At 68.4% G+C, this 16513-nt stretch carries 12 protein-coding genes; 6 read left to right on the forward strand and 6 right to left on the reverse strand.

Features of this window, described 5'->3' with window-relative positions; genetic code table 11:
- Window positions 1-36: 36 nt before the first annotated feature.
- The gene (locus B7R22_RS05565; RefSeq protein ID WP_253258898.1) at window positions 37-1209 is read left to right on the forward strand and encodes a benzoate/H(+) symporter BenE family transporter; all 1173 of its coding nucleotides are present in this window, start codon (window positions 37-39) and stop codon (window positions 1207-1209) included.
- A gap of 57 nt (window positions 1210-1266) precedes the next feature.
- Here B7R22_RS05565 and B7R22_RS19125 read toward each other — a convergent pair whose 3' ends face one another.
- The 4 genes from B7R22_RS19125 to valS form a co-directional block, all read right to left on the reverse strand.
- Window positions 1267-1938, reverse strand: coding sequence for a hypothetical protein (locus B7R22_RS19125; RefSeq protein ID WP_172582228.1), 672 nt, complete (start codon window positions 1936-1938; stop codon window positions 1267-1269).
- Window positions 1939-2121: 183 nt separating this feature from the next.
- Window positions 2122-2382: a hypothetical protein gene (locus B7R22_RS05575; RefSeq protein ID WP_253258899.1), complete on the reverse strand. Its 261-nt coding sequence runs from the start codon at window positions 2380-2382 to the stop codon at window positions 2122-2124.
- 49 nt (window positions 2383-2431) lie between these two features.
- A complete protein-coding gene (locus B7R22_RS05580) occupies window positions 2432-2899 on the reverse strand; it encodes a GNAT family N-acetyltransferase (protein WP_253258900.1) in 468 nt (155 codons plus the stop codon).
- Window positions 2896-5538, reverse strand: a complete 2643-nt coding sequence (gene valS / locus B7R22_RS05585; protein WP_116410800.1) for a valine--tRNA ligase — start codon at window positions 5536-5538, stop codon at window positions 2896-2898. Before valS ends, B7R22_RS05580 begins: the two co-directional genes overlap by 4 nt.
- Before the next feature lie 215 nt (window positions 5539-5753).
- Between valS and B7R22_RS05590 the strand changes: the two genes are divergently transcribed.
- The 3 genes from B7R22_RS05590 to B7R22_RS05600 are packed head-to-tail and all read left to right on the forward strand — an operon-like array spanning window position 5754 to window position 8822.
- Window positions 5754-6845 carry a hypothetical protein gene (locus B7R22_RS05590; RefSeq protein WP_116410801.1) on the forward strand — a complete coding sequence of 364 codons (1092 nt, stop codon included), beginning with the start codon at window positions 5754-5756 and terminating at the stop codon, window positions 6843-6845.
- A gap of 4 nt (window positions 6846-6849) precedes the next feature.
- Window positions 6850-7599: an ABC transporter ATP-binding protein gene (locus tag B7R22_RS05595; protein ID WP_116410855.1), complete on the forward strand. Its 750-nt coding sequence runs from the start codon at window positions 6850-6852 to the stop codon at window positions 7597-7599.
- Window positions 7596-8822: an ABC transporter permease gene (locus tag B7R22_RS05600; RefSeq protein ID WP_253258901.1), complete on the forward strand. Its 1227-nt coding sequence runs from the start codon at window positions 7596-7598 to the stop codon at window positions 8820-8822. The genes B7R22_RS05595 and B7R22_RS05600 overlap by 4 nt, the downstream gene beginning before the upstream one ends.
- On the opposite strand, the gene B7R22_RS05605 is transcribed toward B7R22_RS05600, so the two are convergent.
- Together B7R22_RS05605 and B7R22_RS05610 are read right to left on the reverse strand one after the other, a co-directional pair.
- Complete coding sequence (locus B7R22_RS05605; protein ID WP_147305316.1) at window positions 8816-11296, reverse strand: wHTH domain-containing protein; 2481 nt, start codon at window positions 11294-11296, stop codon at window positions 8816-8818. The genes B7R22_RS05600 and B7R22_RS05605 overlap by 7 nt on opposite strands.
- Window positions 11297-11352: 56 nt before the next feature.
- The gene (locus tag B7R22_RS05610; protein WP_253258905.1) at window positions 11353-13143 is read right to left on the reverse strand and encodes a phosphoenolpyruvate carboxykinase (GTP); all 1791 of its coding nucleotides are present in this window, start codon (window positions 13141-13143) and stop codon (window positions 11353-11355) included.
- Between the two features lie 251 nt (window positions 13144-13394).
- Here B7R22_RS05610 and B7R22_RS05615 point away from each other — a divergent pair, with 251 nt between their 5' ends.
- Window positions 13395-14834, forward strand: a complete 1440-nt coding sequence (locus tag B7R22_RS05615) for an XRE family transcriptional regulator (RefSeq protein WP_116410804.1) — start codon at window positions 13395-13397, stop codon at window positions 14832-14834.
- Window positions 14835-14916: 82 nt separating this feature from the next.
- Entirely contained in the window at window positions 14917-16455 is a 1539-nt protein-coding gene (locus B7R22_RS05620; RefSeq protein ID WP_172582229.1) for an S-layer homology domain-containing protein, read from the forward strand.
- Window positions 16456-16513: the final 58 nt, after the last annotated feature.

Raw genomic sequence — 16513 nt, forward strand, 5'->3', positions numbered from 1 at the left:
CTGGGCAACACTGACCCGCGGGCTGCGCGTGCCGGAGTGATCCAGCCGGTTGCGGCCGGCATCGTTGCGGGCATCACGGGGTTCGCCAGCTCGTTTGCGCTCGTCATCGCGGGTCTGCATGCTGTCGGGGCCTCGGATGCCCAAGCCTCCTCAGGTCTCCTGACGCTGTGCTTTGCGGTGGCGGTGCTCTGCATCGTGCTCGCCCGTGTCTACCGCATGCCGATCTCATTCGCTTGGTCGACCCCCGGAGCCGCCCTCCTCATCGCTGCCAGCGCGACAACCCAGGACTTCTCGGCCGCGGTCGGTGCGTTCGCCGTCTGCGGTTTGCTCATCGTGCTGAGCGGGCTCTGGCCGGCGCTCGGCCGGGCGATCACCCGCATCCCGAAGTCGATCGCGAGTGCGATGCTGGCGGGTATCCTCTTCCCGATCTGCCTGGCGCCCGTTCTCGCAGTGACTCAGATCCCGGCGTTGGCGATCCCGGTGGTGGTGGTGTGGCTGGTGCTGTTCCGGCTGGCGCCGCGGTGGGCCGTTCCGGCGGCGATGCTGGTCGCTGCCGTCGGCATCGGGGTCTCTGCGGGTTCGGGCTGGCTCTCCTCCGCGTCGACGTCGCTCGTGCCTGCTTTCGTGTTCGTGCCGCCGCAGTTCGACGCGTTCGTGATCGTCAGCCTCGGGCTGCCGCTGTTCATCGTGACGATGGCCGGGCAGAACGTGCCCGGATTCGTGGTGATGTCGACCTTCGGTTACACCGTTCCGCCGCGTCCGGTTCTGGTCGCATCCGGCGCCGTCACGGCCGTGGGTGCGCTGTTCGGCGGGCACGCCGTGAACCTCGCGGCGATCACAGCGGCGATCACGGCCGGCCCCGACTCGCATCCCGACCGCTCACGCCGTTGGATCGCGACCTTCGCCTCGGGTTTCGTCTACATCGTGTTCGGGCTCGGGGCCGGCTTCGCGGTCGCGCTCATCTCGGCGTCCCCGCCCATCCTGATCACCGCCGTTGCGGGCCTTGCGCTGCTGGGCGCCCTCGTGGGAGCCGTAACCTCGGCACTCGAGGATGCCGCACAGCGCATCCCCGCCATTGCAACGTTCCTCGTCACCGCCTCGGGCATCGTCATCGTGGGTATCGGTAGCGCCTTCTGGGGCCTCCTCGTCGGCGGCCTGATCATGCTGGTCGCGGCCTCGCCCTGGCCCCGCCCGCACGCCCGCGCCTGACCCTGCCCCTCTCGTCCCTCGTGACGGCCGCGAGAACGACGGGTGCGCCCGAGACCATCACCTCTCCATGTTGGTTTCGACCGCAGGTGTCGTTCTCACGGGAGGGGCGGGAGCAGCGGGAGGGGCGGGAGCAGCGGGAGGGGCGGGAGTGGCGGGAGTGCAGGCAGCGCGGGCGCGCGACATCCAGAGCGTGGTGAAGGCGCCGGTGACCGCGCCGAAGGTGGCGTCGATGAGAGCGGCGACGACGAAGATCGGCCACATTGCCCAGTACTGGTCGTCGGCCGGGTAGGTCTGGGTGCTGGCGACACCGAGGGTCGCGAACGTCAGGAGCGCGAGTGAGGCGATCCAGGGCAGCGTCACGATGCCGAACGTCGACCAGCCGAGCGCGCGGGGACGGGGGATGCGGGCGCGGCGCAGGATGCGCTGGCCGACCGTGATGCCGGTGGCCGTGATGAGGAGGGATAACGGCAGGAGCACAAGGGCGGGGCCGCCGAAGTGGGCGAAATCCTGCTCCATCTCGGCGTCGACGGCGATCGCACCGCTGTTGAAGAGAGCGCCGAGAAGCAGCAGGCCGGCCGTCGCGCCGAGCGGGATGAGCGCGATCACGATCCCGTCGAACCCGAGTTTCAGCAGGCCGAAGCCCCACGCTCCGCTCGCGAGCACCGCGCGGCGGTGGCGGCGATGATCGACGGGCCGAAGCGGGTCGTCGATCGGCGGAGAAGAGGGCATGCCTCATCGTGTGCCATAAACGAGCATCCGTCAATTCGTCGGTGCCCGACGTGAGACGCGTACGTGGAAGTGAGACGGGCGTGCGCGTCTCACGTGGCCGCAGGTGTCTCACGAACTACGCGGGGGCTACTCGGGGGCTACGCGAGAGCTACGCGGTAGCGGCGCGGCGCGGGGCGGTGCGGGTCAGGCGTCGTCGTCGCTGTACTCGTCGGACTGCGAGACGGTCACCTCGTCGGTGTCAGGGTCGTAGTCGATGCGGGTGCCGTCATCGAACTCGACGACAGGACGGCCTTCGAGCCAGGTGAGGGTCCAGTACCACATCGACGTGTTGACGTTCTGCTCGGCGAGGTCGCCCTCGATGTCGAGCACGGCGTCGATGACGGCCTGGGGGAGGCGGGTGGGCGGTTCGTCGCCGCTCGACCAGCGGGTTCCGACGGAAATCATGTGTTCAGCTCCAAGCGAGGAAAAGCGGGTAAAGCGAGGGGAAAGCAGTTCAGACGGTGATGCTGTAGGTGACCCACGCGGTCTTGTCGGCCAGTTTGTCATAGACGCGCTGCGCCGTGGCATTGTCGGCGGCGGTGATCCAGCGTACGACATCGAGCCCGCGGGCGGCGGCGAGTGACCGCAGCGAAGTGAGAAGGGCCGTCGCCACACCGCCCCCACGGGCATCCGGTGCGACGAAGAGATCGTCGAGGTACAACCCGCGTGCTCCGGCGAGGGGCCGGGCGAACTCGCGCACGTGCGCGAGCCCGACCAGTCGCTCGCTGCCGTCGACGGCCACGAACCCCTCGGTCTCGTGCGCGGGGTCGAGCAGCCAGCCCCACACACGCGTCGCGATGTCACCCGCGGTCGGTGAGTTGTAGAACTCGCCGTAGCCGATGTAGAGGCGCTGCCACTGGTCGACATCGCCGGCTTCGACGGGCCGGATGCTCACGCCGGCGGTCAGCGGATGCCCGCTCACGCGTCGCCCGCCTCCAGCACGATCTCGGTGACGGCGAGCTCGGGGCCGTCGACGAAGGTCAGCGTCTCGATGCGCCCGACCTGTTTGAGGTCGTCGGATGCCAGCGCGAGCTCCTCGAGGGCCGCAGCGGGGCCTGCGATGGTCGCGGAGACGACGGGCGTCTTCTGCGAGGCCTTGGCGTCGGTCTTCGCGCGGCGGATGCCCACCAGGGCCTGGCCGGCGAGACCGAGCAGCGTGCGGTGTGCGGGCAGGGCGGGTGCGGCATCCGGAGCGAACACCGCACCCTCACCGCCGGTCATGCCCGTCGGCCAGAGCGCGCGATGCACTGACGAACCGTCGCTGTGCGTCCACGACCAGACCTCTTCGGTGGCGAACGGGATGAACGGGGCGAGCAACCGCAGCAGCACGTCGATCGCCGCCTGCAGGGCGATCACGGCCGAGGCCTTGGCCGCAGCATCCGACGAGGCGCTGTACGCGCGCTCCTTCACGAGTTCCAGATAGTCGTCGCAGAAGGTCCAGAAGAACGTTTCGGTGACTTCGAGCGCGCGAGCGTGGTCGTAGCTTTCGAACGCAGCGGTCGCGGCCACGATGACCTCATCGAGCTGGGTCAGCATCGACAGGTCGAGCGGGTGCGTGACGCCGAACGAACCTTCGGGCAGCTCGAAACCGTAGACGAATTTCGCCGCGTTCAGCACCTTGATGGCGAGCCGGCGGCCGATCTTGATCTGCGTCGGATTCTGCGGGTCGAAGGCGGCATCTGTTCCGAGGCGGCTGGATGCTGCCCAGTACCGCACCGCATCCGAGCCGTGAGTCTCCAGAACAGCCGCGGGGGTGACGACGTTGCCCTTCGACTTCGACATCTTCTTGCGGTCGGGGTCGACGATGAAACCACTGAGCGCGGCGTGCTTCCACGGCGTGCGGCCGTCTTCGAGCGCCGAGCGGAGCATGGTGGAGAACAGCCAGGTGCGGATGATGTCCTGTCCCTGTGGCCGGAGGTCGTAGGGAGCGACGAGATCCCAGAGCTCGGGGTCGCGCTCCCAGCCGCCCGCGAGCTGCGGGGTGAGCGACGAGGTCGCCCAGGTGTCCATCACGTCGAGTTCGCCGAGGAAACCGCCGGGCGTGTTGCGTCGGTCTTCGCTGTAGCCGGGTGCGGCATCCGTCGACGGGTCGACCGGAAGCGACGCCTCGTCGGCGACGATCGGCTGGTCGAAGACGGGGTTGCCGTCGCCGTCTAGTGGATACCAGACCGGGATCGGCACGCCGAAGAAGCGCTGGCGCGAAATCAGCCAGTCACCGGTGAGCCCGTTGACCCAGTTGTCGTAGCGCACCTTCATGAAGCTCGGGTGCCATTCGACCTCGTTGCCCATGTCGAGCAGGCGCTGGCGCAGCTCTTCGTCGCGCGCACCATTTCGGATGTACCACTGGCGGGTCGACACGATCTCGAGCGGTTTGTCGCCCTTCTCGAAGAACTTGACCGGGTGGATGATCGGCTTCGGGTCTCCGATCAGTTCACCTGACTCGCGGAGGAGGTCGACGACCGTCTGCTTGGCCGAGAAGATCGTCTTGCCGGCGATCTCGGCATAGGCGGCCAGACCACTCTCGCTGGTGATGACATCCGGAGCCTCGCTGATGATGCGCCCGTCGAAGCCGACGATCGCGCGGTTCGGCAGGGACAGGTCGCGCCACCAGATCACGTCGGTCAGGTCGCCGAACGTGCAGATCATGGCGATTCCGGCGCCCTTGTCGGGCTGCGCGAGGTGGTGCGCGACGATCGGCACAGAGACGCCGAAGAGGGGGGTGGTGACGGTCGTGCCTACGAGCGGTTTGAAGCGCTCGTCATCCGGATGCGCGACCAGCGCCACGCAGGCCGCGAGCAGTTCCGGGCGGGTGGTCTCGATGAAGATGTCGTCGCCGGCGCCCGTCGTGCCGTCGGCATTCTCGGGGTGGAACACGATGCGGTGGTACGCCCCCGGCATGTCCTTGTCTTCGAGCTCGGCCTGCGCGACCGCGGTGCGGAACGTGACATCCCAGAGCGTCGGAGCCTGGGCCTGGTAGGCCTCGCCGCGCGCGACATTACGGACAAAAGCCAGCTGGCTGGCACGCATCGACGAATCGGCGATCGTGCGGTAGGTCTGCGTCCAGTCGACCGACAGGCCCAGCCGGTGCCAGAGCGCCTCGAACTGCTTCTCGTCTTCGACCGTCAGGCGCTCGCAGAGCTCGATGAAGTTGCGGCGGCTGATCGGCTTCTGGTCGGCCGCCTTGCCGCTCTTGTTGTCGCCGCCCTCGTAGGGAGGCGCGTAGTCGGTGGTGTAGGGCAGCGTCGGGTCGCAGCGCACGCCGTAGTAGTTCTGCACGCGGCGCTCGGTAGGCAGACCGTTGTCGTCCCAGCCGATCGGGTAGAACACGCTCTTGCCCCGCATGCGCTGGAACCTCGCGATGACGTCGGTGTGCGTGTACGAGAACACGTGACCGATGTGCAGCGATCCGCTCGCGGTCGGCGGCGGGGTGTCGATCGAGTAGACGTTCTCGCGAGTGGTCAGTGCACGATCGAAGCGGTACGTGCCGCGCTCACTCCACAGGTCGTCCCACCTGCCTTCGAGGCCTTCCAGCGCGGGTTTGTCAGGTACGTTCGCGGTCATGGTGGCCCTCCAGGCACTATAGGCGGCACCGAGTCTGGGGTGCCTTTTGTGAGTAGGCCACCAGTTTACCGATGTGGCGGCTGGATGCCCGAACTCATCCTCGCGGACGATTCCTCGTTCACCGGAACTCCCTAGACTCAGGGCAGTCCGTGGGGGAATCGGCGGGCGAATTCTGTACGCCGCCCGCAGAACCGGGCCGACACGAAGGTGCCAACGTGGGTGTTGTCCGCAAGTGGGTCTTTCCGATCATCCGACTCGTTGTCGTCGTCGCCATTGCGGCGGCGCTCTGCAAGTTGGCGTTCTTCCCGGACACGCAGGCGGTCGCCGATCCTGCTGTGCCGACGGGGGAGCTCACGGAACCGCAGGCCACGGTCGCGACTGGCACGATCTCGAACGACGTGACGTTGAAGGCGACGGTGAGTGCGGATCCAGCGTCGCCGATCCGGGCGACAGCGATCGGCGTCGTCGACGAGGTGCAGGTGAAGGTCGGGGCGACGGTCGCCGCGGGTGACACCATCTTCGACATCAAGGTGGAGACCGAGCGCGATCCGGTTGAGACGACCGGGCCTGACGGCTCGACGGTGCAGACACCGCGGAAACCGCTCATCACATACGTCGAGGTGACGGCTCCGATCGCGGGCATCGTCAGCGCCCTGCCGGTGCTCGCGGGGCAGTCGATGGCCGTCGGAGACGTGGCCGGCCAGATCGCGCCACCGACCTTCTCGGTGACGGGGTCGCTGAACGCCGCCGACCAGTACCGGCTCGTCAGCCAGCCGACCGAGGCGCAGGTGGCGATCACCGGCGGGCCGGCACCGTTCGCCTGCACGAACCTCACGATCGTCACGCCGCTCGCGGGTTCGGATGGGAGCGGATCGGGTGGCTCGGGCGCGAACGGAGGCGGCGGGAGTAGCGGCAGCGGTGGCGGTGGCACGGATGGCGGCGGCCTCGGCTCGGGCAACACCCTCCGCTGCAGCGTGCCCGGCGACGTGCGCGTCTTCTCCGGACTCGCCGCCGACGTCACCATCGCCGCGGGCAAGGCCGAGAACGTGCTCGTCATCCCCACCACGGCCGTCGAGGGCACCGCGCTGAACGGCAACGTCTGGTTCGTGCTGCCCGACGGAACGACGGAGCAGAGGCCGGTCATCCTGGGCCTGACAGACGGCAGCATGGTGCAGGTCGTCTCGGGCCTTGCCGACGGGGATGCGGTGCTGCAGTTCGTGCCCGGGGCGGTTGCGCCGACCGACGGCTGCAATGGAGCGCCAAACTGTTTCGACACCGGTGGCGGCGGTTTCGCCGTGGCGGGTTGAGCGCGTGACGTTCCTCGAACTGAGGGGTGTGGGCCGCACGGTCTCCCGGCCGGATGACCGTCCCCTCGTCATCCTCGACGGCGTCGAGCTCGTGGTGGAGGTCGGTGACCGCCTCTCGATCGTCGGCCGGTCGGGCTCGGGCAAATCCACGCTGCTGAATCTGCTCGGGCTGCTCGATTCGCCCACCGAGGGCGAAATCTTTCTCGACGACGAACCCACGCGCCACTTCTCTGCACGGCGGCGTGACGTGACGCGGGGCCGCGACGTGGGCTTCATCTTCCAGCAGTTCAACCTGCTGCAGGGGCGTACCGCGCTCGAGAACGTGATGACGCCGCTGCTCTACGACACCGGATCGGCGTTCTGGCGACGCCGCGCGATCGCGAGCGAGATGCTCGACCGGGTCGGGCTCGGACACCGCCTGTCGTCGACCCCGGATCGGCTCTCGGGAGGCGAACAGCAGCGCGTCGCGATCGCCCGCGCGCTGGTGCGGCGCCCCCGGCTCATCCTCGCCGACGAGCCGACCGGTGCCCTCGACATCGAGACGGGTGAGATCGTGATGGCGCTGCTCGACGAGATCGCGACGGCCTCGGATGCTGCGCTCGTGACGATCACGCACGACCCGGCGATCGCGGCGCTCGCGACGAGACGGTTCCGGTTGGAGAAGGGGGCGCTGGTGGATGCCGCGGCTCCCGTTCTGGCGCACGAAGGGGCCCCCGGACATCCGTTCGCCGACCCGTCGGGGAGCGACTCGTGAAGGGCCTTGTGACCGCGTTCGTCGGGAGTGTCATCGAGGCGTGGGCGGAGCTCCGCATCCACCGCACGCGGGTGCTGCTCTCGCTGGTCGGCGTCGCGGTCGCGGTGTGTGCGCTCACCAGCGTGGTCGCGCTCGGCAACATCGCGCAGCAGGCCACCATCGAGACGAGCGAGCGTTCGAGTGGGCGGCCCGCGACCCTCTACGTCTCCGCCTACACAGCCGACGGCTCCGCGCCGCCGACCGCCACCATGGACAAGACCTGGAACGAGGCACTCGAACGGTACAGCGTGCACTACGCCAGCCGGGTGAACCAACAGCAGGTGAGCATCCAGTTCATCGACGGCGTCAGCCCGGTGAACGCAACACTCGTCGACCAGCCGTACGGCACGATGCACCGGGTCGAGGTCGTTAGGGGATCGTGGTTCGGCGAGACGGATGCGACCCGCCTCGCGCCCGCCCTGATCGTGAACGACATCTTCTGGCAGCGGCTCGGCTCGCCAGACCTCGCGACCCACCCGACCGTGAGCCTCGTCGGGTCGAAGCCGGTCACGGCCGTGATCACCGGGGTCATTGCCGCTCTTCCCTACGAGGACCAGCCCAGCATGATGATGCTGAACGACTCCTACACGCGGCTCGCGGAACAGCTGGCGACGGATGCCTCGTACCCCTCCTATCCGTCGTACGAGATGTGGGTACCGCCCTCGGTCTCCGCGGAACTGACCACCCGGCTGCAGTCGGACTTCAGTGCCTCACTCGGCGAGGGTGCCACCGCCCAGGTGAACCGACAGGACTACGCCGCGTACGGCGACGACCCGTTCCTGCCGATCAAGCTGATGATCAGCGGGGTCGCGGTGCTCGTTCTGCTGCTCGGGGCGCTGGGGCTCGTGAACATCTCACTCGTGACGGTGCGGCAGCGCATCCAGGAGATTGGGATCCGGCGGAGCTTCGGCGCGACGGCCGCGCGGGTGTTCTTCGCGGTGATGATGGAGAGCGTGGTCGCCACGGTCGCGGCGGGGGTGGTCGGCGTGATGCTGTCGATCCTCATCGTGAAGAGCCCGTGGGTCGAGGATGTCATCTCGCAGGGGGTGAGCGACATCCCGGCGTTCCCGCTCGACGCCGCGCTGCTCGGGCTCGCGGCGGCGACCGTGGTGGGCGCGATCGCGGGCCTGCTGCCGGCGCTCGTGGCGGTGCGCGTGAAGGTGATCGACGCGATCCGCTACTGACCGCCCGCGCCGGCCGGCGGCCCGCCCGGCGCGGCCGGCGTGTCGGTGGCGCGCGAGGGCGACCCGCCCTGCGTGCCCGGGACGGCGGTCAGCGGTGCGGTGCGGGGATCCTCGACGGTGTACCCGAGCTCGCGGAGCTCCGACACGACCACGCCCACCGAGCCGTCTCGCAGGGCGGAACCGGCCACGACCCAAGCCGGCACGGTCTTTCGGGGATCGAGCCAGGGAGCCTCCCCGTCGCCGTCGCGACTGATCCGTGCCAGGTCGTGAGCTGTGACCGCGGCTCTCTGCTTCGTCGACATTCCCAGGAGCTTCAGCACCTTCTTCTTCGTGAGGCCGACGGAGGGCGGACGACGTGGCGTGGTGACGACGCTGACACCGAAGGAGGCCAAGCGCGAAGCGAGCGTCTCTTCGGAGAGACCGAGCCGCTCTGCTGCCTCTGCCATGCGCTCGCCAGGCATGGGCTGGGACCTGTCGTAGAACGGCGATCGGGAGTCCTGATCGCAACTGAGGAGCACCAGGTCGCCGTCGGTCACGTCTTTCCCGTCGAGCTCGAGGTCGGGCAGCTTGGCGAAGCCGAGTGCGCGGAGCTCGGCCAGGAGAGTTGCGACGGTGAGGCCGGACGCACGGGAGGCGGCGACGATGTGCTCGAGCCCGATCATCCACACGGCATTGCGCCACGGGGCGATTCCCTCTCCGTTCTCGCTCATCGCTCTCAGAACGCCGGGGCTGAGCGGTGAGCTGTGGAGGGTGCGGGCGCGGTCTGCGAAATCGATGCCCCGGGCATCCAGAGCGGCGACGACCTGCTCCGTCGACACGTCGAGCTGACGGGCGCACAGCAGAATGGCCAGCCCCGTCACCGGGAGTGGTTCGCCGTCGGCGTCGGCCCGCCCGTTGAAGGAGAGGCTCGCACGAACGATCGGGTCGCTCTCGGGCAGCGAGTCCGCGTCGCGGGGCACGCGGAGGCCGAGTTCACGTGCCCGCTCGACGATGCGGGCGACGGGATGGCCGAGCAGGCGCTCGGCTTCGTAGACGGAGGCTGCGCTGCCGAACCAGGGACTGGCGGCGTCTGTGGTGCCGATCTGCTGGGAGCCGCCCGCGGCTCCGAGAAACACCGCGTCGGACGGCAGCGCGGGCACGGGTGCTGTCTCGGTCGGGGCTATGCCGACCGCTTCGAACATGCCCCCCGACCGCAGGCGGGAGAAGCGCCACTGCAGAACGGAATCCGTGTGACCCGCTGGGCCGCTGTATTCGTCGCCCAGGGTGTACCCCGCGACCCCGATCGCGTACTCATGACCGTGGAGATGCGACCTCGTCGGCTGGTGCTCGATCGCCCGCAGCACCAGGGCGTCTGCGATCTTGAGGGAGAAGGCCGATGTGCGCGAGAGCCAGCCCGGGTCGCCCACGATGTGCCAGGCCTGATCGATGGCTGCCGCGGCCCGCCCCACCGCCAGGGCATCGATGACGCCCTCGTCGAGGCGGACCGCCCGGCGCCGGTCCGCTGTGAGTGGAGGGGCGGAGGGGCCGGCCAGGTTGACGACCATGCCAGAGCGCGAGGCGTCGATCCAGATTCCGTCGGCCAGCACGGCTCCCCAGCCGCTCGTCCACCACAGCTCAGGACCGGTGCGGACAGCATCGGCGACGCCGGGGAGCAGAGCCGAACCTCGGTTGAGGACGCCGGGTGCCCAACGGTGTTCCAATGAGTCCCGATCGCTGACCCGGAGCCGAAACGGGCAGACCAGCACGAGGTTCCTCAGCGTGGTGAGGGCTGAGACGTTCATCCCCGGCTTCAGCCAGAGTCGCACCCTGGTACCGTGCGATGGGGCCGGCGCATCGCGGTTCAGATCGAACTCTGCCGTGGGGCCCGGGATGTGCGCCCGGAGGGCGTCACCGACCGAGCCGTCGCGGTTCAGGCGTGTCGTGGTCACGGTGAGGGCATCGGCGATCATGAAGTACGAAAGCACGCCAATGCCGAAACGCGAGTTCTGCCAGAGTTCGACGGGTGGATCTGCCTTCGCGAAAGCCGCGGCCTCCTCGATTCTCTCCGAGAGGTCGGATGCTCGTACTCCCGCCTGGCAAAAGGCCTGCTCGAACTCTGCCGGGCCCATGCCGGCACCTGTGTCGACGAAGTCGACGAAAGCCCGCCCGGCCGCATCGACACCCTGCTCGATCTCGATCTCGATCGCCATGGCGCTGGCGTCGTGAATGTCGCCGTCGCTGTTGTCATCGCTGTCGTCGCGGTCGTCGCTGTCGAGCGAGGAGTGCCGGTCCGGATCCACAAACTCGCGCCGGGCAGTTGCGAGGCGGCACGCGTCGACCGCGTTCTGGTAGAGCTCCCGGAGTGCGAGCGAGGGATCGCCGTAGAGGTTCTCGCCCATCAGCAGTTCTCGCACCCTGTCTTCGGCGAGATGGAAGCGGAGCCCCCTCGCCACGGGCGGAGCCTGAGGAGAAGTGACGAATGCTCGTTCTATCATCTCTCGATGGTAGCTCAGTCCCCGCGGCGTGGGGGTTCGGGGTCAGGCGCTGGAGGCTAGGGGAGCTTCGCCAGACCCGCGCGGAGGCGCGCCAGCTCGGTCACGAGGGTCTCGGGCATCCGGTCGGCGCCGAGAGTATCGAAGTAGTCTTCCGTCTCGTCGGCCTCGGCCAGCCAGGCGGACTTGTCGACGCCGGTGAGGGTCGCGAGGTCGGCGTCCGACAGGCCGAGGCCGTCGACGTTCAGCTCGTGCACGAGGGGCAGGCCGCCGATCGGGGTCTGGCGTGCGGCGACGTCCCCTTCGAGGCGGCGGATGATCCACTCGACCACCCGCGAGTTCTCGGCGAAGCCGGGCCAGATGTACGACCCGGCGGAGTCCTTGCGGAACCAATTGACCTGGAAGATCGGGGGAGCGTTCTCGCCGAGCACGTCGCCCATGTCGAGCCAGTGCTGGAAGTAGTCGGCCATGTTGTAGCCGACGAACGGCAGCATCGCGAAGGGGTCGTGGCGGAGGCGCCCGACGGCGCCGGCCGCCGCAGCGGTGGTCTCCGAGGCCATTGTGGCCCCGACGAACACGCCGTGCGCCCAGTTCTTCGACTGCGCCACAAGCGGCACGGTCGATGGGCGACGGCCGCCGAAAAGGATCGCGTCGACGACGACGCCTTCGGGCGACTCCCACTCCGCAGCGATCGAGGGGCACTGGTCGGCCGTCACCGTGAAGCGGGCGTTCGGGTGTGCGGCGGCGGTCGAGGAGGCCGGCGTCCAGTCGTTGCCCTGCCAGTCGAGCAGATGCGACGGCGGGGTGGGCGTGAGACCCTCCCACCAGACATCCCCATCGTCCCGGAGCGCGACGTTCGTGAAAATCGTGTTGCCCCACATGGTGTCGACGGCCGTCTGGTTCGTCTCGATGCCGGTGCCGGGGGCGACGCCGAAGAAGCCGCGCTCGGGGTTGATCGCGCGGAGCTTGCCGTCGGGGCCGGGGCGCATCCAGACGATGTCGTCGCCGATGGTTTCGACCGTCCAGCCCGGAGTGGTGGGCTTCAGCATGGCGAGGTTCGTCTTGCCGCAGGCCGACGGGAACGCAGCGGCGACGTGGTAGGCGCGGCCCTCGGGCGACGTGATCTTGACGAGCAGCATGTGCTCGGCCATCCAGCCCTCGTCTCGAGCCATCACCGACGCGATGCGCAAGGCGAAGCACTTCTTGCCGAGCAGGGCGTTTCCGCCGTAACCCGATCCGAACGACCAGATCTCGCGGGTCTCCGGGAAGTGCGCGATGTACTTCGAGGGGTTGTGCGGCCACGCGACATCCACATCGCCGGCGGAAAGTGGCGCGCCGACGCTGTGCAGTGCGGGCACCCAGGGGGTGTCGTCGGTGATCAGGTCGAGAACGTCAGTTCCGATCCGGGTCATCAGCGCCATGCTGGCGACGACGTAGGGCGAGTCGGTGACCTGCACGCCGACCTGCGAGAGCGGGCCACCGACCGGGCCCATCGAGAACGGCACGACGTACATCGTGCGCCCGCGCATGCTGCCGCGGAAAAGCGGGATGAGCTCGTTCTTTATCTCAGACGGCTCGCGCCAGTTGTTCGTAGGGCCGGCGTCGATCTCCGTGGGCGAGCAGATGAAGGTGCGGTCTTCGACGCGGGCGACGTCGGCCGGATCGCTGCGGGCCAGGAAGCTGTTCGGGCGCCACTCCGGGTTCAGCCGGATGAGGGTGCCCTGCGAAACCATCTCTTTGGTCAGGCGATCGTATTCGGCCGTCGATCCGTCGCACCAGACTACGTCAGTGGGCTCGGTGAGCGCGGTGACGTCGGCGATCCACGCAGCCAGCCCGGCATCGATGCGCAGGGTGGGCGGAGTCTCGGATGCCCGGTCGGGGCGGGTTCCGACGCTGTCGACTCGGGTGGGGTACTTCGACGTAATGGTTTTCTGTGTCGGTCGTTGCAAGAGGCTCACGATCGCTCCGCTCGTTCTGTGACGGGCACCCTTCGGTTGAAAGAGTGCAGAAGTTCTGGGGTGTTCTTCCACTGTGCGCTCAATTTGCGCTAAATTCAGAGAAACCATCGCGAAAGATCGCCCGTTCTTTACAGGAGGCAAAGATGCCATCGACTCTCGACCTGATCACGCTCGGTCGCCGCATCCGGCATTTCCGGAAGGCCGCCGACCTCACGCTCGACCAGCTGGGCGAGAAGGTGGGGGTCGTCGGCAGCCAGCTGTCGCTCATCGAGAACGGCCGGCGGGAGCCGAAGTTCTCCCTCCTGCAGTCGCTCTCCTCCGTGCTCGGCGTACCGCTCTCCGACCTGCTCTCCGAGGAGGCGCCGGATGCCCGCACCGCCCTCGAGATCGAGCTGGCCCGGGCGCAGACCGGCGATCTCTACGCCTCGCTCGGGCTCCCGCGCGTTCCCGCCAGCCGGAACCTCCCGCAGGAGACGCTCGAGTCGCTCGTGGGCCTTCACCGCGAGCTGATCCGGCGCGCGACAGAGTCGATCGCTACGCCCGAGGAGGCGCGCCGGGCGAACACCGAGTCGCGTGAGCGGATGCGTGAGCAGAACAACCACCTGCCCGAGCTCGAGAAGGTCGTCGAGCAGACACTGGCGCGCGTCGGCCACACTGGCGGGGCGCTCAGCCACCGCACGGTGAGCCTGTTGGCCGAGGACCTCGGCTTCCGCCTTATCCACGTCAATGATCTGCCGCACTCCGCCCGCTCAGTGACCGACCTCGAGAGTGGTCGTATCTACCTGCCGCCGGCGTCGATCCCGGGTGGGCACGGGCTCCGTTCGATGGCCCTCCAGGCGATGGCGCACCGTGTGCTCGGGCACACGCCCCCGCAGAACTACGCGGACTTCCTGCAGCAGCGGCTCGAGATCAACTACTTCGCGGCGGCGTCGCTGATGCCCGAGGCGGCATCGGTGAAGTTCCTGCAGGCGGCGAAGGCCCGGCGCGACCTCTCCGTCGAGGACTTCCGCGACGCATTCGGTGTCACCCACGAAGCAGCGGCGCTGCGGATGACCAACCTCGCCACCTCGCACCTCGGCATCGACGTGCACTTCCTGCGCCTCACGGATGACGGGGCCATCCAGAAGGCGTACGAGAACGATGGGTTACCGCTGCCGCAGGACGTGACAGGGGCGGTGGAGGGCCAGTTCGTCTGCCGCAACTGGGCCGCGCGCGTCGCACTCACCCGCACGAATCGCAGCACCGAATTCTACCAGTACACCGACACTCCGTCGGGAACGTTCTGGTGCGCCACCCAGACCGGGACGACCGCCGCGGGCGAGTTCTCGATCAGCTTCGGCACCTCGTTCGCCGACGCGAAGTGGTTCCGCGGGCGCGACACCGAGAAGCGCGCGCTCTCCCGCTGCCCCGACGAGTCGTGCTGCCGGCGCCCCGCTTCGGCACTGGTGGAACGCTGGTCGGAGAGCGCTTGGCCGAGCGCCCGGCTGCACGCACACGTGCTCTCGCCGTTGCCGTCGGGCAAGTTCCCGGGGGTCGACGACCGGGAAGTGTACGAGTTCCTCGAGTCGCACGCGGCATCGTAGGGTTCTGGGCCGCCCGGCCGCTTCGCCCGGGTCCCCCTAAATGAGGCCTGTGGATGTCGGCGGGCGGGGTTACTCTCGACACGTGCCGATCTCCCGCAGAACTTCCTCCCTCGTCTCCGCGTTCGTCGGCACCGTTGCCGCTGTCGCCCTGGTGCTCGGGGGGTCGTTGGCCGCCTCCGCATCCGTATCCGCCGCCGACGGCGACGCGTCGCCCCGCGCCACGGAGACCACGGCGAGCATCCAGGCCCAGGCTGCGGCGCAGGCCACGCTGCAGCAGAAGCTCGCGGCGACCCATGCGGGCGGCACCGCGGTGGCCGCGCCTACGGGCCCTGCCGCCGCTCCCGACAGCGCCGATCGGCAGGCCTCCGTCGCCGTGGCGAAATTCACCGCCGGCAACATCATCAACGACTCCCTCTTCTATACGGGCACGTCGATGACCGCCTCGCAGGTGCAGTCGTTCCTGGTCTCGAAGGGCTCCGGATGCACGGCGGGCGCCCTCTGCCTGAAGAACTACCGGCAGACCACGTACACGCAGGCCGCCGACCAGATGTGCGGCCAGTACGTCGGCGCTTCCAACGAGACGGCGGCCACCATCGTCTACCGGGTCGGCCAGCTCTGCGGCATCAGCCAGAAGGTGCTTCTCACGCTCATCCAGAAGGAGTCCTCGCTGGTTGCGAACACGAGCCCCTCAGTCGGCGACTACGAGACCGCAACGGGGTACGGCTGCGCCGACACGCAGGCCACGTGCGACAAGTACTACTACGGCTTCTACAACCAGGTCTACAACGCCGCGTGGCAGTTCAAGCGCTACCTCAACCCGCCCGGACGCACCCTCGACTTCACCTACTTCCCGGTCGGCAAACTGACGAGCATCCAGTACAACTACGACACCAGCTGCGGTTCGTCGAAGGTCACGATCACGAACGCGGCCACCGCGGCGCTCTACTACTACACGCCGTACCAGCCGAACAAGGCTGCGCTCGCGAACCCCTACGGCACGGGCGATGCGTGCTCGGCCTATGGCAACCGCAACTTCTTCTACGTGTACTCGGACTGGTTCGGCACGCCGAACGCCGCACCCGACCAGTTCTTCACCGACGTGACGCCCACGACGGCGAAGTACGCCGACATCCAGTGGATGGCGAGCCTCGGTTTCGGCACCGGGTCGGTGGCCGCGAACGGCACCCGCGTCTACTCGCCCACCCAGGTGATCAACCGGGGCACGACCGCAATATACCTGTACCGCTACAGCGGACTGCCGTTCACGCCGCCCGCGACGCCGTCGTTCGTCGACGTGCCGAAGACGAGCGGCTCGTACACCGCCGTCGAGTGGATGCTCGCCAACCATCTGATCACGCTGCCGGCCGACAAGAAGTTCTCGCCCGCCTCGAACGCCACACGCACCGACCTGGCCGTCTGGCTCTCGGCCTACAGCGGAGACACACTGCCGAACCCCGCAACACCGTCGTTCACCGACGTGCCGACGTCGAACCCGAACTACCGCGCCATCGAGTGGATCAGGGCGAACAAGATCTCCACCGGCACCGGGTTCGGCCCCGCCACCCCGGTCACGCGCGACGTGCTGGCGGCGTTCCTGCACCGCTACTACCTGCGCCCGTAGTCCGCGGCGCCGCCGCGACCCCGCGCGCCGCGCTGCCGCGCCGCCGCGCGCCCGCGAC

The sequence above is a fragment of the Subtercola boreus genome (assembly GCF_003399635.1).
Classification (GTDB): domain Bacteria; phylum Actinomycetota; class Actinomycetes; order Actinomycetales; family Microbacteriaceae; genus Subtercola; species Subtercola boreus_B.

Coding starts and splice junctions, on each gene's coding strand:
- B7R22_RS19125 (WP_172582228.1), bottom strand. CDS start 1,938: ATGCCCTCTTCTCCGCCGATCGACGACCCGCTTCGGCCCGTCGATCAT.
- B7R22_RS05575 (WP_253258899.1), bottom strand. CDS start 2,382: ATGATTTCCGTCGGAACCCGCTGGTCGAGCGGCGACGAACCGCCCACC.
- valS (WP_116410800.1), bottom strand. CDS start 5,538: ATGACCGCGAACGTACCTGACAAACCCGCGCTGGAAGGCCTCGAAGGC.
- B7R22_RS05605 (WP_147305316.1), bottom strand. CDS start 11,296: ATGATAGAACGAGCATTCGTCACTTCTCCTCAGGCTCCGCCCGTGGCG.
- B7R22_RS05615 (WP_116410804.1), top strand. CDS start 13,395: ATGCCATCGACTCTCGACCTGATCACGCTCGGTCGCCGCATCCGGCAT.